A 19,447-nucleotide genomic window follows, 5' to 3' on the forward strand; every position below is an offset into this window, starting at 1 on the left:
CATGATACAATTACTGAAAATAGAGTGGATGAAAGTAAAGGCCTACCGCACTTTCTGGATACTCATCGCCATCTTTACCGTGGCAGGCCCGCTGCTTACCTCCGCCTACAAAAGCGTGAACACGCAGGTGTTTTCCAAGCTGCCCATGTTTCAAAACCCCTTCACCTTCCCGGAAGTGTACGAAACAGTAGCCTGGCTCACCAGCTTCATGACGCCCGTTATGGGCATATTGCTGATCATACTGCTCACCAACGAAAATAATTTCCGCACCATCCGCCAGAACATTATAGACGGCTGGAGCCGTGACCAGTACATTGCCGCCAAATTCGGCGTGATGCTGGTGATGGTATTGTTCATTACCCTCATCATCACGCTCACTGCCCTGGTATTTGGCGCGCAGGCCGGGGGAGACCCTTCGGAGAACACCTATATCATTCTCTGGTCTGCCCTGCAAAGCCTCACTTACCTTTCCGTTGCATTTTTCCTGGGTACCTTTATGAAGCGCTCCGGCATTGCCATTGCCATTTACGTGTTCTACGCTTACGTAGGAGAGTTTATGCTGGCCATGACGCTTGACTTCAAGGTGAAGTTCCACTCCGGCGCCTTTCTGCCCATGGAGTGTACAGACCGTTTGCTGCCGGGGCAGGGAAAAATATTCAGGCAGCTGATGCAGAAAGCCACGCCGCCTTCAGATACCACGTACATACTGATAGCCGCCGCTTACATCCTGCTGTTCGGTTATCTCAGCTGGCGTAAAATGAAGAAAGCAGACCTGTAACAACGGTTTATATAAATGTTAATGTGAGGAATTGTAAAACACAGCCTGTAAATTTGTTGATAAAAGTAAAATAGTGAAGAAGCAACCGCTCATATTGGTAACGAACGATGATGGCATTACTTCGCCGGGAATAAGAACGTTGATAGAAGCGGTGAAGCCGCTGGGCAAGGTGGTGGTGGTAGCGCCAGACAGTCCGCAGTCCGGCAAGGGCCACGCCATTACACTGGGTTTTCCGCTGCGCCTGAGCGAAGTGAACATTTTTGACGGCGTGGAAGCCTGGACGTGCTCGGGTACTCCGGTAGACTGTGTGAAGCTGGCGCGTGACAAAATACTCGATCATGTGCCGGACCTTTGCGTGAGCGGTATCAACCATGGCGCCAATCATTCCATCAACATTATTTATTCAGGCACCATGTCTGCCGCCATGGAAGCCGCTATTGAAGGCATCCCGTCCGTAGGCTTCTCTTATCTCAACTATTCTTACGATGCAGACCTGAGCATTTGCAAGCAAGTGGCAGAAGAAGTGACCAGGAAAATGCTGGCCACGCCCCTGCCGCCGCATACTCTGTTCAACGTGAACATACCGGATGTAGAAGCTTCCCAATACAGAGGCATCCGCATTACCCGCCAGGCCAACGCCAAATGGGTAGAGGAGTTTGACGAGCGCAGAGACCCTACCGGCAAAAAATACTACTGGCTCACCGGCGAGTTCAAGAACCTGGATGCCGGCGAAGACACAGACGTGTGGGCACTGGACAACGGCTACACCTCACTGGTGCCCGTACAGTTCGACCTCACGGATTTCCGATTGAAGAAAAAACTGGAAGATGAGTGGAGCTTCCAGGCCTAATCCTATAGCCATGTTGAAACAGGACAAATTATCGCTGGGTATTTTGCTGGGGTTGTTAACCCCCGGCATTGCCTTTTTTATCTATTACCTGGCAGTTTTCCTGCCCCGCGATCTGAGCCTGCCTGATTTTTTTGTGATGCTGAAGAACAACAAACAGCTTATCCCCAAGATCATCAGCATCTGCCTGCTGGCCAACGGCGTGGTGTTTTACCTGTACACCCGCAAGCGGCGGGACCTTACGGCCCGCGGCATTTTCCTCATTACATTATTGTACGCAATCGTTATCTTGCTGCTCAAAATTATCTGAGTTGAAGTATTACCTCATAGCCGGTGAAGCCTCCGGAGACCTGCACGGCAGCAACCTCGTCAAACAGATCAGGCGGCTGGACGCTGCTGCCAACATCCGTTGCTGGGGCGGAGACCTCATGGAGCAGGCAGGCGCAACGGTAGTGAAACATTACCGGGAGCTGGCGTTTATGGGCTTTATTGAGGTGGTGATGAACCTGCGCACCATCCTGAAAAACCTTGACCAGTGCAAGGCGGATATACAATCCTTTCAGCCTGACGTGCTGGTGCTGATAGACTACCCCGGCTTCAACATCCGCATAGCGGAATGGGCGAAGCAGCAGGGATTGAAAGTAGTGTATTACATCAGTCCGCAGGTATGGGCCTGGAAAGAAGGCCGTGTGAAAAAGATCAGGGAGTATGTAGACAAGATGCTGGTTATACTGCCGTTTGAAAAGGAATTTTACCGCAAGTGGGAATATGAGGTGGAGTATGTTGGCCACCCGCTGATAGAAGCTGTAAAGGCCGCCAGGGAAGCCCCGGCCTTACCCCGTTTTTCGGACAAACCCATTATAGCCCTGTTACCCGGCAGCCGCAAGCAGGAAGTGAAAGAAAAACTGCCGGTGATGCTGTCTATGGCCAAATATTACCCGGAGTACCAGTTTGTGATGGCGCAGGCCCCCAGCCTTGACGATAGTTTTATCCGCCCCTTTACCGCCGCTTACCCCAATGTATCCGTAGTAAAAGGGCAAACCTACCAGCTGCTGCTGCAGGCTTCCGCCGCGCTGGTTACCTCCGGCACGGCCACGCTTGAAACGGCGTTGTTCGGCGTACCGGAAGTGGTGTGTTACAAAGGCAGCCCCGTATCTTATTTTTTTGCCAAACGCCTCATCAAGGTAAAATACATTTCGCTCGTTAACCTCATTATGGACAAACCCGTGGTGAAAGAGCTGATCCAGCATGACCTTACGGAAGAGAACCTCCTGAAAGAACTGACGTTGCTGCTGAAAGATGAGGCGCGCCGGGAGCAGATGAAGGCAGACTACGCCATGCTCTGGACGCTGCTGGGAGACGGTACTGCTTCACGCAAGGCTGCGGAAGCCATCGTTGGCATGCTTAATGCCTGATCAGTTTAATAATCAGAATAATAATGGCCACCAGGAAAAGGATGATGGAGATCCTGTTCATGCCGTGCATCAGTTTGATGTTGGTGTTAGTGGGATCATTGGGATCTCTTTTCCGGATATAGAGGTATTGCAGTATTTGCCGCCAGATGCTTTTCATAAAGCAAATATCCGCATTTCGGCGCTCCCGGAGAACAGGAATCCGTATTTTTACGCCGCTATGAGGAATATACTGAAAGGCCTGCTGTTCTCCCTGCTGGCCGTGCCTGTATTTGCACAGGAAAAGATCGAACTGAACAGGAACTGGGAGTTTCGCCGCGCAGACGAAACTGAGTGGAAGAGCGCAACCGTACCCGGTACGGTGCATACAGACCTGCTGCGCCACCAGCTGATACCCGACCCTTTCGCCGGCGCCAATGAGAAAGGCCTGCAATGGATAGACAAAAAAGACTGGGAATACCAATGCACTTTTGACGTTACACCCGCACTGCTGGCGCATGATGCGCTGGCGCTGGACTTCACCGGGCTGGATACCTACGCAGATGTATATGTGAACGATGTACCCGTGCTCAAGGCCAGGAACATGTTTGTGGGCAAGGAAGTGATGGTGAAACCCCACCTGAAGGCCGGCCGCAACCGTCTGCGTATCTACTTTCACAGTCCTGTTGCATATGATATGCCCAAATTCCTGGCAGAGCGGCTGGTATACCCCGCCGGCAATGACGCCAGCGATATTCCCCTGAGCATTTACGCCCGTAAAGCACCCTACCACTACGGCTGGGACTGGGGCCCGCGGTACGTGACCAGCGGCATCTGGCGGCCGGTGTACCTCAAGGCATGGAACAAGGTGCAATTGCAGGATAGCTGGCTGCGCCAGCAATCTCTCGGCAAAGAGGCCGCGGCCATCAACGCGGAGCTGACGCTGAACGTACAGCAGGCCGGTACTTACCGCCTGCTGGTAATGCATGAAAAGGGTATAAAAGAACTCAGCCGTACGCTGCAGCCCGGCACGCAAAAGATCACCATCCCCTTCACCATCCGGAAGCCGGAACTGTGGTGGCCCAACGGGCTGGGGGCGCAACGCCTGTACAATATCAAAGTAGCGGTATTGCAGGAAAAAGACACGCTGCAACAGCAGCAGCGGCGCATTGGCCTGAGAACCATTGCCGTGCGCAATGAGCAGGACGCGCAGGGCACCAGCTTCACCGTGGTGGTCAACGGCCATCCCGTTTTTATGAAAGGAACCAACTACATTCCTTCAGATAATTTCCTGCCGCGCGTTACGGAAGAACGTTACAGGAAAATGTTCGCAGACATGCAAACATCCCATTTCAACATGGTGCGCGTATGGGGCGGGGGCATTTATGAGAAAGACCTGTTTTATGACCTCGCGGATGAAAAGGGCATACTGGTGTGGCAGGATTTTATGTTTGCCTGTACCCTCTACCCATCAGACAGCGGCTTTCTGCAACAGGTGAAGGAAGAAGCGGCCTATAACATCCGGCGGCTGCGCAACCACCCGTCCCTGGCGCTGTGGTGCGGCAACAATGAAGTGGCTGTGGCCATTAAGAACTGGGGCTGGAAAGAAGGTTATGCCTATACAGACGGGCAATGGGCCAGGCTGCTGAAAGGTTATGATACGCTGTTCCGGGACCTGCTGCGGCAGGAGGTGGCCACTCATGACCCCGGCCGTTTTTATTTTCCTTCTTCTCCCATCAGCAACTGGGGCAAGCCGGAAGACTTCCTGCATGGAGATAATCACTACTGGGGCGTATGGCATGGCATGGAATGGTTTGAGGCCTTCACTACGCATGTTCCCCGTTTTATGAGCGAATACGGTTTCCAGTCATTCCCTGACATCCACACCGTACGCCGCTATGCGGATACCAGCCAGTGGAACGTTCACAGTTACGTGATGCAGGCCCACCAGAAGAGTTTCACCCGCGGCAACGCCGCCATTCAAACGTATATGGAGCATTATTACCATGCCCCGAAAGATTTCCCTTCCTTCCTCTACCTCAGCCAGGTATTGCAGGCCGAAGGCATGAAAACAGGTATGGAAGCACACAGGAGAGCCATGGGCTTTTGTATGGGCACGCTCTACTGGCAGTTTAACGACTGCTGGCCAGGCGCCTCCTGGAGTGGTATTGATTATTACGGCCGGTGGAAAGCGCTGCAGTATTACGTGAAAAAAGCCTATGCCCCGCTGCTGGCAAGTACAGTGCAGGAAAATGGGAAAGTGAGCACCTATATAGTGAATGATTACCTCAGCAGCCAAACCCTTACGCTGGATATGCGGCTGACAGACCTGAACGGCCGCCTCATCTGGGAAAAGCAGGTGCCGGTAAAGACAACAGCCAATGCCAGCGCGGTGGCCCACAGCATTGGGCGAAACGAGATGCTGAAGGGGGAAGACAGCACAAGGGTAATATTGTACACCAAACTGTTAAAGGACAATAAGGTAGTGAGCGATAATGTGTTTTACTTTGCTGCACCCCGCCAGATGCCGCTGCCCGATGCAACGGTGCAGGTGCTGGCGGAGGAAAAGAACGGCGTGAAAACGCTGCGGCTGAAAAGCAGCCAGCTGGCCAGAAACGTGTACCTGTTGCTGAACGGGGACAATGAAAGCCATTTTTCCGACAACTACTTTGACCTGCTGCCCGGGCAGGAAACGGCCGTAACGGTACAAACCACGCTGCCGCTGGAAGAAGTGAGGAAACAATTGCAGGTGCAACACCTGGCCAATGCATACCGGTAGAAAAACAGTGACAATATGAAAAAGATCATGCTGGCAGGCTGCCTTCTCATGGCTGGCCTTGCCCTGAAAGCACAGCAGGAGCCTTATGTAAAGGAGAAAGACCCGCAGGTGCTGCAAAAACTGGAAGAGTGGCAGAACTGGAAGTTCGGCCTCATGATGCACTGGGGCACTTACTCCCAGTGGGGCATAGTGGAATCATGGAGCCTTTGCCCGGAAGATGAGGGCTGGACGCAGCGCAAGCCCGCCGGTATTCCTTACTACGAGTACGTGCAGAAGTATGAGGCCCTGGCCAATACCTTCAACCCCGTCAGGTTCGACCCCGCCAAATGGGCCGCCGCCGCAAAAAAGGCCGGTATGAAGTACATGGTGTTCACCACCAAACATCACGACGGGTTCAACATGTTTGACACCAAACAGTCCAATTACAAAATAACCGCGCCCAATGTGCCCTTCAGTAAAGACCCGCGGGCAGATGTTACCAAAGAAACGTTCAACGCCTTCCGCAAGGAGGGTATCCACATCGGCGCTTATTTCTCCAAGCCAGACTGGAACGTAGACAGTTACTGGTGGCGCTATTTTCCGCCAAAGGACCGCAACCCCAGCTACGACCTGGAAAAGTACCCCGAGCGCTGGAAGCAGTTCCAGCAGTTCACCTACAACCAGATAGAGGAGCTGATGACAGGTTACGGCAACATAGACATTCTCTGGCTGGACGGCGGCTGGGTGCGCCCGCTCACCATGCAAACGGAGGAATCCCGCTCCTGGAGCAAAACACCGCCGCAAAACCAGGACATCAACATGCCCGGCATTGCGGCCATGGCCCGCAAACACCAGCCCGGCCTCATTGTGGTAGACAGGAGCGTGCACGGCCCTTACGAGAACTACCGTACGCCGGAGCAGCAAATTCCCGCCCAGCCGCTGGATTTTCCCTGGGAAACCTGCATGACCATGGGCGGCTCCTGGTCTTACGCGCCGGATGATCAATACAAGCCGGTGAACACCATTATTCACAACCTGGTAGATATTGTGGCCAAAGGCGGCAACTACCTGCTCAATATCGGCCCCGGTCCTGACGGTACCTGGCATGATGAGGCTTACCGCAAGCTGGACAGCATCGGCGCCTGGATGCAAAGGAACGGCGAAGCTATTTATGACACCCGTTCCGTAGCGCCCTACAAAAGCGGTAATGTATGTTTCTCTCAAAAGAAAGACGGTACCGTGTACGCCATTTACCTGCTGAAGGAAGGAGAAACGCTGCCTGCGGAGATCCGCTTCAGCGGCTTTACGCCCCGCAAGGGCGCGGCCATGCAGGTAGTAGGGGAGAAAAAGAAATTGAAATGGAAAAAAGAAGGAGAAGAGATAGTGGTGCAGTTACCTGCGGCCTATACCGGCCAGGGATGGAAACATGCCGTGGCAGTGAAGATCAAATGATCAAAGCACATACATAAAAAAAGCAGGCTGCTCCAAGGGCAGCCTGCTTTTTTTATGTATGAGAAACGGTTATTTTCTTCCCGCATCTTTCACCCACTGCCCGAAGTTGAGTGTAACGCCCATGGTAACGGACACCGGCTGGAAATAATCGTTCACGTTGTAGTTGTTGTACGTTTCATCGTTCATTGGAACGGAGAACATCAGCTGCCCGTACCACTTGATGTAACGGTACCCCGCGCGCACCGTAAAGGTGGGCTCAAAGAAAGGCACGGCCTTGTCTCCCAGCCGCATGAAGTTGTCGCGGCGCTGCGTGTCATTTTCAAAGGCTTTGACGCCCAGCGTCTGGTCGTGAAACTTCACGATGGAAAAGCGGGAGGTAAACGCCGCTTCCACCACTTTGTGGGCCAGGCCGAAGCTGGGTTGCACAAAAAATTTATGGAAGCGGGTACGCAGCAGGTAATCATTGGCCACAGAGCCGTCAGGGGCGGAGTTGTACGCCCTGTCCAACGTTTTGAAGGCCCCTGCGCCATAACCGGCGTATACGTCAAATACGGCCCTTTTGCGGGTGTCTACGGCCTTGAAGAAACCTACGCCGCCTTCAATCAGCCCGCCGCGGGTGTTTTTGTCTACAAACAGATCGTCATCGTTGTCATTATCATTATCATCCACATCCAGCCACCCGCGGTGTACGTACTGGCCGTTCACCATCAGGGCAATATTGTCTGTGATGGAATAGGCCGCCTGCCAGTTGGTGAGTGACAGGTTGGCTTTCAATTCATTTTTCTCCTTCAGCAAAGGCACGTTCACCTGGTTGGGCACATAAATGTCACGGCTGCAGGAAAACAGCGCACACACAGGCAGGGCCATCAGAAAAAGGCGGAATTTTTTCATGTTTAAGTGGTTGTAGGGTTTAAGTAATGCCTATCGTTTGGAAGACTCCCTTTGGATAAGCTCTACTTCAAATACGAAATTTTTGGTGACTTTGATTTTTTCGTCCTTGTTGATCAGTTGTACCAGCGTTTCCACGGCCTTTTCGCCCATTTTGTAGCCGGATTGCTCAATGGTGCTGAGAGACGGGCTGATGATGCGGGAAGACAGGTCGTTAGAATAACCCACTACCTTCACCTGTTCCGGCACCTTGACCCCTTTCTTTTTGGCCTCCTGGATAAAGGCCACTGCGGAAGAGTCGTTAGCGGCAAAAAGCCCGTCTGGCAGGGAGCCGGCGGCAAAGATCTGGCGGGCTGCTTCCGCGCCTGCATCTAACGTAAGGTTATGCACGTACACCAGAGACTCGTCAAAAGGGATCTTGTACTTTGCCAGGGCGGCCTTGTAGCCGGCCAGCCTTTGCTGGTAAAGGTTGCAGGTAAGCACGCCGGCATAGTGGGCAATGCGTTTGCAGCCTTGCTGAATCAGGTGTTCCGTGGCAAGGTAGCCGCCTTTGAAATCGTCCCCGGTAATGGTATAGCCCGGAAAGTCGAGCGGCACGCGGTCATAAAAAACAAGGGGAATGTTATTCCTGATAAATGGAGAGAAATGGTCAAAGTTGGTGGTAAACATGGAGGATACCGCCAGCAGGCCGTCTACGCGCAGCGAAAAGAAGGTTTGCACCAGTTCTTTTTCCATGGCCACCGTTTCATCAGACTGCCCTATTACAATGCTGAACCCGTACTTGTGCGCTTCGTGCTGAATACCGCTGATGGCGGTGCTCTGGAAGTACATGCTGGCACGCGGCACTATCAGCCCCAGGATGTTGGAGCGTTTTTTACGCAGGCTCGAAGCTATCCAGTTGGGCACATAATTCATCTCGGCAGCCAGCTCCTGCACCTTGTTGCGGGTTTCCTCATTGATCAGGGGATTGTTCTGCAAGGCCCTTGATACCGTGGAAGCGCTGAGGCCCAGCTTCTGCGCTATGTCGTAAATGGTGATCTTGTTGGTATTATGTCGATCTTTCACTTGGAGATGAATAATGTAGGGCGATATTAAGAAAATTTATTGATAGGTGTATTTTTGCACCCCAAATGAAACAACGAATCAAACGCAGCTACCGGATTGCCCGATACGTGATCTACAGGGAAACGCTGGTAGACAAGGGGGATATAGCCTGGTCTTTCACCGGGGCCTTCCTGGGAGTGGGCCTCATTGGCCTTTTGAACCATTTTTACCTGCCCGCGCGGGACAATCTTTTTATGCTGGGCTCTTTCGGAGCATCGGCCGTGCTGATCTACGGCCACACCCAAAGCCCGCTGGCGCAGCCGCGGAACGTGGTGGGCGGCCACGTGCTGAGCGCGGCGGTAGGCGTTGCTATCTGTGAGCTGATACCCTGGGCAGACTGGGAGTGGCTGGCAGGGGCGCTGGCGGTAGCCTCATCCATTGTGGTGATGCAGGTCACCAAAACGCTGCACCCTCCGGGCGGCGCTACAGCCCTGCTGGCGGTGGCCGGCAGTGAAAAGATCAGGGCATTGGGGTTCTGGTATGTGCTTTCGCCCGTGGCCAGCGGAGTGTTCCTCCTGCTGCTGGTGGCTTTTATTGTGAACAATATTCCCGGTAACAGGAGCTATCCGGCCCGGGGCAAATGGTGGTAGCGCTGCGCAAATAGGCTGCATACCGCCGGCATATCTTTGCCCTGTACTTTTATTAGTATAGGGAAATATTACGGACCGCCTAGTCATAGGCGGTCTTTTTTATGCTTGTCTGCAGGATGAAGAAAGGGCCGTCTCCGGATGAGAGACGGCCCTTTGTGTATGCTGATGGCAGCGTTTATTTCTTCGGTTCCAGCAGGTTGGTGATCCTTTCAGCAAGGTCTTGCAGGTGATAGCGGCTCATGTTGTCAGCAGAGCCTGCGGCGGCGGCGCGTACATCATTACGCAGCGCCACCAGGTGCGCACGGCCTACACTTGATACGTCAGACTTCTGCGGGTTGGGCATCATGCTGGCAAAAGCTGCAGGGAAGCCGGCTGGCATTTGCGGCTCTTTCAGCAGGTTGCCCAGGCTGTTCACATAGGCTTTCTGCAGGTTGCGGCGGTAAATGTCTATTGGCTTGCGGGAATAAAGCTCGCTGAAAATACCTTTTTTCATATCGTTCATATACTCCGTTACCGTGTAGGTATTGCTGTACATGGTTTCTGCGTTCAGCAGCTTGGTAAGCGTGTTTACACCCAGCAGGCGGCCCAGGACAGCCTCCTGGCGGTTCAGCACCAGCGTGGTGGGGTTGCCGTTGATGCGGGCCAGTATATCTTTATCCAGCAGCCAGACGGGCGTGGTGAAGAACTGCGCCTGCAGGAACTGTACGGCTTCTTTCTGGGTGGCTTTGGGCACTACTTCATACACAGCGCCGGCCTGCTCTACCGTTTTGGGCGTTTCGTAAATGCCGCCCACGTTTTTGGCCACGTGGCCCATATAGCGGCTGTACTGTCCCCATACTTCAGTGTACAGCTCGTTGAGCGTAGCGTAACCTTCATTGTCCTGGCGCGTCCAGGCCATCAGGTTGGGCACAATGCGTTTCAGGTTCTTTACGCCGTAAGCGCTGGCCTTCATGGCATCGTCTCCCAGGTCTTCGTTCTGTGAACGAGGATCGTCAGGATTGGTTTCCGTACCGAACCAGAATTTTTTGTCTTGCAGGCGGTTAATGGTCCACTGGTTCAGGATGGGTTTTTCGCTGTCTGCATCTTTGCCCGGAATGATCTTGTAGCCCCATTCAATGGCCCATTTGTCGTAGTAGTTGATGCGGGGGTAGAGGTCAGCCCCGGTAATACCGTCTCCCGGCTGCGCCACGTAGTTGAAGCGGGCGTAGTCCATAATGGAGGCGGCATGGCCGTTCTTTTTCACCCATTCCTTGTCACGCAGCTTTTCAACCGGGTAGGTGGAGCTGGAGCCAAAGTTGTGGCGCAGGCCCAGGGTATGCCCTACTTCGTGAGAAGATACAAAGCGGATCAGTTCACCCATCAGCTCATCGTCAAACTGCATTTTACGGGCGCGCTCATCGTTGGGAGAGGCCTGTATGAAGTACCAGTTGCGCAGCAGGCGCATTACGTTGTGATACCAGTTGATGTGGCTTTCCAGTATTTCACCGGAGCGGGGGTCATGTACGTGCGGGCCGCTGGCATTGGGCACTTCAGAAGGTTTGTACACGATGGCGGAAAAACGGGCATCCTCCAGGCTCCAGGTGGAATCTTCCGCCGGGGTGGGGGCCATTTTGGCGTAGATGGCATTTTTGAAGCCCGCCTGTTCAAAGGCGGATTGCCAGTCGTTCACCCCCTGAATGAGGTATTTGCGCCATTTTGCCGGGGTAGCCGGGTCTATATAAAATACGATGGGTTTTTTCGGTTCTACCAGTTCCCCTTTGCGGAACTTCTCCATGTCTTCCGGTTTGGGCTCCAGGCGCCAGCGGGTGATCATGGTAAGTCTTTTTACGCTTTGAGGGTCAGCGTCAAAGTCGGTAAGGCTGGTGGCAAAGTAGCCCACGCGCGGGTCAAAATAACGGGGCTGCATGGGTACCAGGGGCAGCAGCACCAGGGAGCTGTTAAGCTCAACCGTAGCGTAGCCGCCGCCAACGGGCGGCATGCCCGGCATGGGGGAACTGCCGCTTTTGGTGTAGGTCTTCACTGTTTTGATCTCCAGGTTTTCCGGGTAAGACCTTACGTCCTGGATGTAGGATTTGTCTGCCTGGGGGGCGCCCAGCTTCGCCTGTGATTTGAGGCGGGAGTCAAAGAAGAGCACATCATTGTCGCCATTGATGTAATCCGTCATATCCACCACGGCGCCGTTGTTGTTTTTGGAAAAGGCCTTGATGTCAAAAGAGGCCACAATGGGCTGGATGTTGGAGTTCATGACGGAGATGAACATGGGCTGGGTGGAGTCTTTAGACCTTTCGGCAAACGAAATGTTCTTGAGGAATATGCGGTTGTTGGGGCCTTTTTCGAAGCGGATCACGTTTTCGTTGATCTGGTCTCCCCCGAAGCCGAACATGCCTACGCGCATACCGGCGGCAGCTTTGGACATGCGGCTTACCACCAGGATGTCGCGCCCCAGCAGCTGGTCAGGTATCTCGATGAACACGCGGTCGTCCTGTTTGTAGACGTTGAACATGCCGGAGTCCGCTTTGGCTTTGGGCGTAATAACGTCCGTAAACTTCTTGGGCGCTGCTTTGGGAGGGCCGCCGGGGCCCATGGGCGGGCGGGCGGTAGAGTCTTTGGCCGGAGCGGTGGCAGGTACGGGAGTTTTTCCTTTTTTCTTCCGCTGGGCCAGGGCAGAAGTGGCTGTGAGCAAGCAGGTTGCGCACATCAAACCCGCCAGCGCAGCAGCAAAATTACGCTGTAAATGCATGGGAATAGTGTTGGTTTATTTGATTTGTAAAGACAGTTTAAGACAGATTTAGCAGCAGCAAAAGAAAGCGGAAAGGTTGATAAAAAATCGTTAAAATCCACAAATGTGCAAAAAGATGTTAAGAGCGGAAATAAAAAGCCGTAAATTGCTCAAATGAGGTGGGAGCACAGAAAATGCAGGTTTTAAAAATTTAGTTGGAACATTTGGAAATTTTCTTAAATTGTGCGTCCAACTTTGAAAAAAAATCAATCGATTTCGGTTGCCACGGACTAGAAGTTGGAGGGACAGTAAGAACAATATTATTCTTTTTGTTTATTTAAGTGTTTGCTCAACAAAGATGTGAAGATGGAAATGCCCCACAGGTGGGGCTTTGACGGGTTGGTTAAATTTTTTGGGTGACACTTGTTTTTTTGAGTAAGGCTTATAACTTTGCGAATCACTGATTATGAGCCACTAAGGGCGTGAATTTGAATAAGCAATCGATCTAAATCTTAATTACTAACAAACAAACAGTTTAATTTTTAACACTAAAATTCAATCAACATGGCTGAGACTAAAACAACTGTGACTGCAGCTGCTGCCAAAACCTCTTCACATCAGGCAAAAAAGTCGTCCAACTTGTTTGCTTTACTGGCTGTGCCCATTTGCATCGCCATTGCTTATGTATTTTTCTACCTTGTACTGGGTAATCCTGACAACTTCCAGGGCGGCAATCCTGCAAATCACCCTGTTGAGGAAGGTATCGGCAAATGGTTCGGTACTGTTTATAAAGGAGGTCTCATTGTACCCATCCTGATCTCAGTACTGTTGATCTGTCTGACTTTCGTGATCGAGCGTTTCCTGTACCTGGCCAAAGCAAAAGGTAAATTCAGCGGCGCCGAGCTGGTACGTAAAGTACAGTACCACCTGGCCAACAAGAATGTTGACGCGGCCCTGGCTGAGTGCGACAAACAGAAAGGTTCCGTTGGTAACGTGATCAAAGCCGGTCTCCGGAAATACAAGGAGATGATCTCCAACACCGAGCTGGACACTGACCAGAAGATCCTGTCTATCAAAAATGAAATTGAGGAGACCACTGCGCTGGAACTGCCTATGATGGAGAAAAACCTGGTGTTCCTGTCTACCATTGCTTCCGTGGCTACCCTGCTGGGTCTGTTCGGTACGGTACTGGGTATGATCAAGGCGTTTGCGGCTATGTCTTCCGGTGGTGCGCCCGATTCTGCCCAGCTGGCATTAGGTATCTCTGAGGCCCTGATCAACACGGCGCTGGGTATCGGTACTTCCGCTGTGGCAATCATCATGTATAACTACTTCACTACCAATATCGACAGCATCACTTATGCTATCGACGAGTCTGGTTTTACTTTAACGCAGAGCTTCGCTGCAAATCACAAATAATTTTCGTAAATTATCTGTGGAAATAGCGGAGAATTGAATCTTATAAGTGAACCAAATTAAAAAGGAGTAAAGATGCCAAAAGTAAAAATGCCCAGGAAAAGCACGAACATCGACATGACGGCGATGTGTGACGTGGCGTTCCTGCTGCTGACTTTCTTCATGCTGGCAACCAAGTTCAAACCGGACGAGCCGGTGGCCGTGGTTACTCCGTCTTCTATCAATACCCAGTTACTGCCTGATTCCGATGTTATTCTGCTGACAGTAGCAGCGGATGGCAGGGTGTTCTTTAGCATGGACGGTCAGCCCAAAAGAAAGCAGCTCATAGAAGATCTGAACACCAACTTCAAACTGGGGTTGGAGCAAAAACAGATCAACAGCTTCATAGTTGGTTCAAGCGTAGGTACAGACTTCAAGAACCTGAAACAGGTGCTGAGCATGAGTGCTGACCAGCGTAAGGCCTCCAATATCGAGAAGGGCATTCCTCTTGACTCAGCCAATAACGAGCTGGCCATCTGGATAGAATATGCCCGTGCTGCGCAGGGAGGTATGAACAACAAACTGAAGTATTGCATCCAGGCGGACAATGACGTGCCTTACCCGGTTATCAAAAAGATACTGGACACCTTCAAGGAAAAGAAGATCCAGAAGCTGAACCTGGTAACCAACCTGGAAGCAAAACCGGCAGGCTCTGCCGCCGCTATTTTTGAAGCGGAACAGCAGGCGCTGGAAAAGAAAAAGTAGTAACGGGGGGACCGTTAATACAATTGTTTCAACAAAAAAAAGTATGCTACCATGGCTGAAATGGATACCAGCAGTAGTGGCGGTGGTAAGAAACACCAGGGTACGAAATCAAAAAAGCTTTCTACCCGTGTTGACATGACCCCGATGGTGGATTTGGGTTTTCTCCTGATCACCTTCTTCATGCTCACCACCACTATGTCTAAGCCGAAAACGATGGACCTGGTGATGCCCAAGGATACCGAGAAGGAAGAGGAGCAGAACAAGGTGAAGGAAAGCACCGCGCTTACCATCCTGCTTGGCAAAAAGGACCAGGTTTATTACTATGAGGGATTGGCGCAAGACCCCAATGCCTCTAGCAACCCGGACTTCTTTAAAGCAACTTCTTTTGCCAACACCAACGGCATCCGCGATGTGATCATCAAAAAGCGTGATGAGGTGGCCAGGCTGAGAAACGCTAAAGGCGAGCCCGAGGATGTGGTGGTGATCATCAAGGCAGATGACGGCTCCACATACAAGAACTTTGTAGATTTATTGGATGAAATGGCTATCAACCGTATCCAGCGTTATGCAACGGTGGATATCAGCGACCAGGACAAGCAATGGATCAAGTCTACTGAAGCCAGCAACGGCATACAGTAGTAGTATGGAAAAACTAATTTTTTTGCATCCATCAATAAACATGTAACAATGGATTCAGCTAAAATCCTTAAGGCCGAGTTTCTTGACATCCTGTTTGAAGACAGGAACAAGAGCTACGGTGCTTATGAACTTCGCAAGAAGTACGACAAACGCGTGCGGAATTCCATTCTGGGAACGGCGGGCCTGGCCCTGCTGATTGTTGGCGGCTATTTCATTTATTTAAATGCAAAGGGCGACAACACGGAAATGGTAAAGAAGCCGGTTGTGGAGGATATCAAACTGGAGGACGTAAAGTTGCCGGATGACCCGAAAACACCGCCTCCGCCGCCCCCGCCGCCCGCACCGCCGCCGCCGGTGAAGCCGTCTGTGCAGTTCACGCCGCCGGTGATTAAAAAAGACGAAGAAGTAAAAGAAGAAGAGGAACTGGTGAAGATCGAAGAGATCAAAGATAAAGCCGTAAGTACCAAAACCGTAGAAGGTGACCCGAACGGTATTGACCCCGGGTTGATCAATGACAGTAAAGGTACCGGTGTAATCGACGCCCCTGCGCCTCCCCCGAAAGACGAGATCTTCACGTTCGTGGAGCAACCTCCAACCTTCCCGGGTGGTGAAGAGGCACTGGCCAAGTACCTCAATAACAACATCCGTTACCCGCCAATGGCAACGGAAAACGGCATCTCCGGTACGGTATTCGTGTCATTTGTGGTAGACTCTGAAGGTACCATCAAGGATGTGAAAACCGTAGGTGCGCCCAAAGGTGGTGGTCTTGAAGAAGAAGCCATCCGCGTGGTGAAAAAAATGCCGAAGTGGAAACCGGGTAAGCAAAACGGACGCCAGGTATCTGTGCAGTTCAACCTGCCCATCCGCTTTACCCTGCAAGAATAGTACACAGACACAGTCTCACGCTAGTAGGAATAAATGTTCCCCCGGCCGTCAGCCGGGGGAATTTTTTTATGGGTACTTCCTTTTTCATACCTAACGCAGGATTAGTTAATTTCGGCCTATGATTGGAAAAACCGGAGGTCATGACGATACCATCGTAGCTATTGCAACCGCGCCAGGAGTAGGCGCCATAGCCGTTATCCGCCTGAGCGGCCCTGAAGCCATACAGATCACTGACAAACTGTTCCCCGCCAAACAACTGGCCGAACAGCCCGGCCACACCCTCCACTTTGGCAGCCTGCAGCAATACGGCAGGGTGATAGATGAAGTGGTGGTCAGCCTCTACCGCGCTCCAAAATCCTACACCGGTGAAGAAGTGGTGGAAATATCCTGCCACGGCTCCCCTTACATCCAGCAGCAAATACTTGAAGCCTGCATTACCAGCGGCGCCCGCATGGCCCGGCCGGGAGAATTTACTCAGCGCGCCTTCCTCAACGGTAAGCTTGACCTGACGCAGGCGGAGTCTGTGGCAGACCTCATTGCCAGCAATACTGCTGCTTCCCACCAAACCGCCATGCAGCAAATGCGCGGCGGCTTCTCCCGCGAGCTGTTTGCCCTCCGGGAACAGCTGATCAAATTCTCCGCCCTCATAGAGCTGGAGCTTGATTTCAGCCAGGAAGATGTGGAGTTTGCAGATCGCAGTGCGCTGTATACGCTCGTAAATGAAGCGCTGGCTGAAGTGGAACGGCTGGTGCAGTCTTTCAAGGCTGGTAATGTGATCAAGAACGGTGTTAACACCGCTATTATAGGCCGCCCCAACGCCGGCAAGTCCACCCTGCTTAATACTCTTCTCAACGAGAACCGCGCCATTGTCAGCGATATTGCCGGTACCACGCGGGATACGATTGAAGAAGTGCTCAACATCGGCGGCATCCTCTTCCGCCTCATAGATACCGCCGGCATCCGGGAAAGCACGGATACCATTGAAAGCATCGGGGTGCAGAAATCGCTTGAGAAAATGCGCGAAGCTGGCATTGTGCTATACCTCTTTGACGTGTCTGAGCTGTCCGTAGACGAGCTGCTGGCGCAGGTGCGGGAGTTTGATAAGGAGGGGCTGCAGTTCATGCTGGTCGGGAATAAGGCGGATGTGCTGGGGTTTGAGGAAGCACGTGCCAAGTTTAGCCTGGTACCGGGCGTGATCTTCATTTCTGCGAAGGAGCATGGGCATATTGACGAATTGAAGGAGAAGCTGGTGGCACATGTGATAGGTGGGGCCATCAACACCGAGAATACTATTATTACGAACGTGCGGCATTATGCGGCGTTGCAGGAGGTGTATGCGGCGTTGAGGGATGTGAAGAACGGGATGGATAACAGGTTGCCGGGGGATTTGCTGGCGTTGGATATTAGGAGGAGCTTGCATTTTCTGGCGGATATTGCCGGGGAGGTGACGAATGAGGATAGGTTGGATTATATTTTTTCGAAGTTTTGTATCGGGAAGTAGCTATTTCTCCTTGATTAAAATATTTAAATATGCGGCCTTGGTATAATAAAATAGACCCCGTATTGAAAGACGTTGTCCAATCTATCTTGGTTCTTGATAGTGCCGATCCTCCCGGGTCCGAAGACTTGCCAATATTTACCAACGGTATGCCCGCCCTATTGTGTACATCACAAAACAACCAACACCACCTGTCACTGTATGGAAAAACCGTTCCAACAGAAAGATTGGCCGAATGGAGGAATGGTACCCTGATCGCTTTTTTCTTCAAACCGTTTGCCATGGGGCCTGTTTTTAAATTATCAGCCCAACAGCTCAGGAATGAAGCCGTAGAGCTGAACAGGTGGAATGCACAAAAGGCAATGGCCTTGACCATTCAATTGACCTATGCTCCATCTGCGGCCGAAAAAATGAAGGCGCTACAGCAGTTTATTATTTCCCAGGTTACAGCGAATCAGCGGGAGTGTATGATCATCTGGTATGCTACGGACAAAATATTAGAGAACCCGGAAGTTGATGTGCTGGCTCAAATGTTGCCCGAACTTAACCTCACAGAAAGAACATTTCAACGGATATTTAAAAAATATGTGGGTATAACGCCCAGCGAGTACCGGAGAATTTGCCAGTTTCAGCTGGCTTTTTACCAGTTAAAGTCGGGCCAGTTTGATAAATTGACCGATGTGGCTTATGCCAACGGTTATTTTGATCAGAGCCATTATATCCGTTCTTTTAAAGAATTTACAGCAACCACCCCCCATGATTACCTGCATTTTGGGCTGAAGAAAAAATAATGTCGGTTTTATACAAGGCCATCTTTTGTGGCTGAATCATCTTTACATAAAATTTATAATGTATGAAAGAACTGATCACTCCTTGCCTTTGGTTCGATAACCAGGCAAAAGAAGCAGCTGCTTTGTATAGCAAATTAATTCCGGGTACGAAAGTAGTAGCGCAGTCTCCAGTTGTAACGGAAATAGAGATAGCCGGGCAGCATATTACTTTACTGGATGGCGGTCCAATGTACAGACCCAACCCGTCCATATCGTTGTATTACGTCTGCGAAACAGAAGAAGAGTTGAAGCGTGTTTGGGAAGGATTGTCCGAGGGCGGTTTTATAATGATGCCGCTTGACAAATATCCCTGGAGTGAAAAATACGGCTGGCTGAGCGACCGGTTTGGCATTTCATGGCAGATCACTCTAGGCGCAATAGCAGCCGTTGGGCAAAAGATCACGCCCTTTTTAATGTTTGTTGGAGATCAATATGGCCGGGCGGAAGAGGCCATCCAGCACTATACCTCCATATTTAAGAATTCGGGAACAGATGGTATACTCCGCTACGAACAAAATGAACAACCTGATGTAGCGGGAAAAGTAAAGCATGCAATGATAACCCTCAGCGGCCAGAAGTTTATGCTGATGGAAAGCGCACATGCCCATAAATTTGCTTTTAACGAAGGCGTTTCCCTGACAATCCATTGCAATACGCAGGAAGAAATAGATTACTACTGGGAAAAATTAACGGAAAGCGGCATGGAAAGCAGGTGCGGCTGGTTAAAAGACAAATTCGGCGTTTCCTGGCAGGTAATACCTACTATTCTCGGCAAGTTAATGACAGACCCGGACAAGGCCGGTAAAGCCGCCCAGGCGTTTATGCAAATGCGAAAGTTTGACATCGAAAAGATTGTGCAGGCAACGCTTGAGTAAGCATGTTACCTGTCGTCATACCCGAACTTTCCG

General features: G+C 51.5%; 18 protein-coding genes. 14 read left to right on the forward strand and 4 right to left on the reverse strand.

From position 1 onward, the window contains the following. The first annotated feature begins 1 nt into the window (after position 1). The 4 genes from ABDW36_RS07045 (at position 2) to lpxB (ending at position 3,040) form a co-directional block, all read left to right on the forward strand. Positions 2-778, forward strand: a complete 777-nt coding sequence (locus tag ABDW36_RS07045; RefSeq protein ID WP_343701172.1) for an ABC transporter permease — start codon at positions 2-4, stop codon at positions 776-778. Positions 779-851: 73 nt separating this feature from the next. Beyond that, positions 852-1,628 carry a 5'/3'-nucleotidase SurE gene (surE, locus tag ABDW36_RS07050; RefSeq protein ID WP_343701173.1) on the forward strand — a complete coding sequence of 259 codons (777 nt, stop codon included), beginning with the start codon at positions 852-854 and terminating at the stop codon, positions 1,626-1,628. Between the two features lie 10 nt (positions 1,629-1,638). After that, a complete protein-coding gene (locus tag ABDW36_RS07055; RefSeq protein ID WP_343701174.1) occupies positions 1,639-1,935 on the forward strand; it encodes a hypothetical protein in 297 nt (98 codons plus the stop codon). Position 1,936: 1 nt separating this feature from the next. Further along, positions 1,937-3,040, forward strand: a complete 1,104-nt coding sequence (gene lpxB / locus ABDW36_RS07060; protein ID WP_343701175.1) for a lipid-A-disaccharide synthase — start codon at positions 1,937-1,939, stop codon at positions 3,038-3,040. Here lpxB and ABDW36_RS07065 read toward each other — a convergent pair. After that, positions 3,030-3,197: a DUF6728 family protein gene (locus tag ABDW36_RS07065; protein ID WP_343701176.1), complete on the reverse strand. Its 168-nt coding sequence runs from the start codon at positions 3,195-3,197 to the stop codon at positions 3,030-3,032. The two genes, lpxB and ABDW36_RS07065, sit on opposite strands and share 11 nt — an antisense overlap. Positions 3,198-3,257: 60 nt before the next feature. On the opposite strand from ABDW36_RS07065, the gene ABDW36_RS07070 reads away from it, so the two are divergent. Both ABDW36_RS07070 and ABDW36_RS07075 read left to right on the forward strand, forming a co-directional pair. Next, complete coding sequence (locus ABDW36_RS07070; protein WP_343701177.1) at positions 3,258-5,795, forward strand: glycoside hydrolase family 2 protein; 2,538 nt, start codon at positions 3,258-3,260, stop codon at positions 5,793-5,795. A gap of 15 nt (positions 5,796-5,810) precedes the next feature. Next, positions 5,811-7,226 (forward strand): alpha-L-fucosidase, encoded by a 1,416-nt coding sequence (locus ABDW36_RS07075; protein WP_343701178.1) that lies wholly within the window; start codon positions 5,811-5,813, stop codon positions 7,224-7,226. A gap of 69 nt (positions 7,227-7,295) precedes the next feature. On the opposite strand, the gene ABDW36_RS07080 is transcribed toward ABDW36_RS07075, so the two are convergent. Beyond that, positions 7,296-8,117, reverse strand: a complete 822-nt coding sequence (locus tag ABDW36_RS07080; RefSeq protein ID WP_343701179.1) for a hypothetical protein — start codon at positions 8,115-8,117, stop codon at positions 7,296-7,298. Between the two features lie 30 nt (positions 8,118-8,147). Further along, positions 8,148-9,179, reverse strand: coding sequence for a LacI family DNA-binding transcriptional regulator (locus ABDW36_RS07085; protein ID WP_343701180.1), 1,032 nt, complete (start codon positions 9,177-9,179; stop codon positions 8,148-8,150). Positions 9,180-9,244: 65 nt separating this feature from the next. Between ABDW36_RS07085 and ABDW36_RS07090 the strand changes: the two genes are divergently transcribed. After that, the gene (locus ABDW36_RS07090) at positions 9,245-9,808 is read left to right on the forward strand and encodes an HPP family protein (RefSeq protein ID WP_343701181.1); all 564 of its coding nucleotides are present in this window, start codon (positions 9,245-9,247) and stop codon (positions 9,806-9,808) included. A 175-nt stretch (positions 9,809-9,983) separates the two neighbouring features. Here the strand turns inward: ABDW36_RS07090 and ABDW36_RS07095 are convergent, their stop codons facing one another. Further along, a complete protein-coding gene (locus tag ABDW36_RS07095) occupies positions 9,984-12,548 on the reverse strand; it encodes a zinc-dependent metalloprotease (protein ID WP_343701182.1) in 2,565 nt (854 codons plus the stop codon). 618 nt (positions 12,549-13,166) lie between these two features. Between ABDW36_RS07095 and ABDW36_RS07100 the strand changes: the two genes are divergently transcribed. From ABDW36_RS07100 to ABDW36_RS07130, 7 genes are all read left to right on the forward strand, one after another. After that, the gene (locus ABDW36_RS07100; protein WP_343701183.1) at positions 13,167-13,946 is read left to right on the forward strand and encodes a MotA/TolQ/ExbB proton channel family protein; all 780 of its coding nucleotides are present in this window, start codon (positions 13,167-13,169) and stop codon (positions 13,944-13,946) included. A 72-nt stretch (positions 13,947-14,018) separates the two neighbouring features. Continuing rightward, positions 14,019-14,687, forward strand: coding sequence for a biopolymer transporter ExbD (locus ABDW36_RS07105; protein ID WP_343701184.1), 669 nt, complete (start codon positions 14,019-14,021; stop codon positions 14,685-14,687). A gap of 51 nt (positions 14,688-14,738) precedes the next feature. Continuing rightward, complete coding sequence (locus ABDW36_RS07110) at positions 14,739-15,326, forward strand: biopolymer transporter ExbD (protein WP_343701185.1); 588 nt, start codon at positions 14,739-14,741, stop codon at positions 15,324-15,326. Between the two features lie 48 nt (positions 15,327-15,374). After that, positions 15,375-16,211, forward strand: coding sequence for an energy transducer TonB (locus tag ABDW36_RS07115; protein ID WP_343701186.1), 837 nt, complete (start codon positions 15,375-15,377; stop codon positions 16,209-16,211). Between the two features lie 118 nt (positions 16,212-16,329). Then, positions 16,330-17,712 carry a tRNA uridine-5-carboxymethylaminomethyl(34) synthesis GTPase MnmE gene (gene mnmE, locus ABDW36_RS07120; protein WP_343701187.1) on the forward strand — a complete coding sequence of 461 codons (1,383 nt, stop codon included), beginning with the start codon at positions 16,330-16,332 and terminating at the stop codon, positions 17,710-17,712. Between the two features lie 62 nt (positions 17,713-17,774). After that, positions 17,775-18,500, forward strand: coding sequence for a helix-turn-helix domain-containing protein (locus ABDW36_RS07125; protein ID WP_343701188.1), 726 nt, complete (start codon positions 17,775-17,777; stop codon positions 18,498-18,500). Between the two features lie 62 nt (positions 18,501-18,562). Further along, positions 18,563-19,414 (forward strand): VOC family protein, encoded by an 852-nt coding sequence (locus ABDW36_RS07130; protein WP_343701189.1) that lies wholly within the window; start codon positions 18,563-18,565, stop codon positions 19,412-19,414. The last annotated feature ends 33 nt before the right edge of the window (positions 19,415-19,447 follow it).

This window comes from Chitinophaga sp. (genome assembly GCF_039596455.1).
GTDB lineage: Bacteria > Bacteroidota > Bacteroidia > Chitinophagales > Chitinophagaceae > Chitinophaga.

Coding starts and splice junctions, on each gene's coding strand:
- ABDW36_RS07115 (WP_343701186.1), top strand. CDS start 15,375: ATGGATTCAGCTAAAATCCTTAAGGCCGAGTTTCTTGACATCCTGTTT.
- ABDW36_RS07095 (WP_343701182.1), bottom strand. CDS start 12,548: ATGCATTTACAGCGTAATTTTGCTGCTGCGCTGGCGGGTTTGATGTGC.
- ABDW36_RS07065 (WP_343701176.1), bottom strand. CDS start 3,197: ATGAAAAGCATCTGGCGGCAAATACTGCAATACCTCTATATCCGGAAA.
- ABDW36_RS07070 (WP_343701177.1), top strand. CDS start 3,258: ATGAGGAATATACTGAAAGGCCTGCTGTTCTCCCTGCTGGCCGTGCCT.
- ABDW36_RS07105 (WP_343701184.1), top strand. CDS start 14,019: ATGCCAAAAGTAAAAATGCCCAGGAAAAGCACGAACATCGACATGACG.
- ABDW36_RS07080 (WP_343701179.1), bottom strand. CDS start 8,117: ATGAAAAAATTCCGCCTTTTTCTGATGGCCCTGCCTGTGTGTGCGCTG.
- ABDW36_RS07130 (WP_343701189.1), top strand. CDS start 18,563: ATGAAAGAACTGATCACTCCTTGCCTTTGGTTCGATAACCAGGCAAAA.
- ABDW36_RS07075 (WP_343701178.1), top strand. CDS start 5,811: ATGAAAAAGATCATGCTGGCAGGCTGCCTTCTCATGGCTGGCCTTGCC.
- ABDW36_RS07045 (WP_343701172.1), top strand. CDS start 2: ATGATACAATTACTGAAAATAGAGTGGATGAAAGTAAAGGCCTACCGC.
- ABDW36_RS07055 (WP_343701174.1), top strand. CDS start 1,639: ATGTTGAAACAGGACAAATTATCGCTGGGTATTTTGCTGGGGTTGTTA.
- ABDW36_RS07110 (WP_343701185.1), top strand. CDS start 14,739: ATGGCTGAAATGGATACCAGCAGTAGTGGCGGTGGTAAGAAACACCAG.
- ABDW36_RS07090 (WP_343701181.1), top strand. CDS start 9,245: ATGAAACAACGAATCAAACGCAGCTACCGGATTGCCCGATACGTGATC.
- mnmE (WP_343701187.1), top strand. CDS start 16,330: ATGATTGGAAAAACCGGAGGTCATGACGATACCATCGTAGCTATTGCA.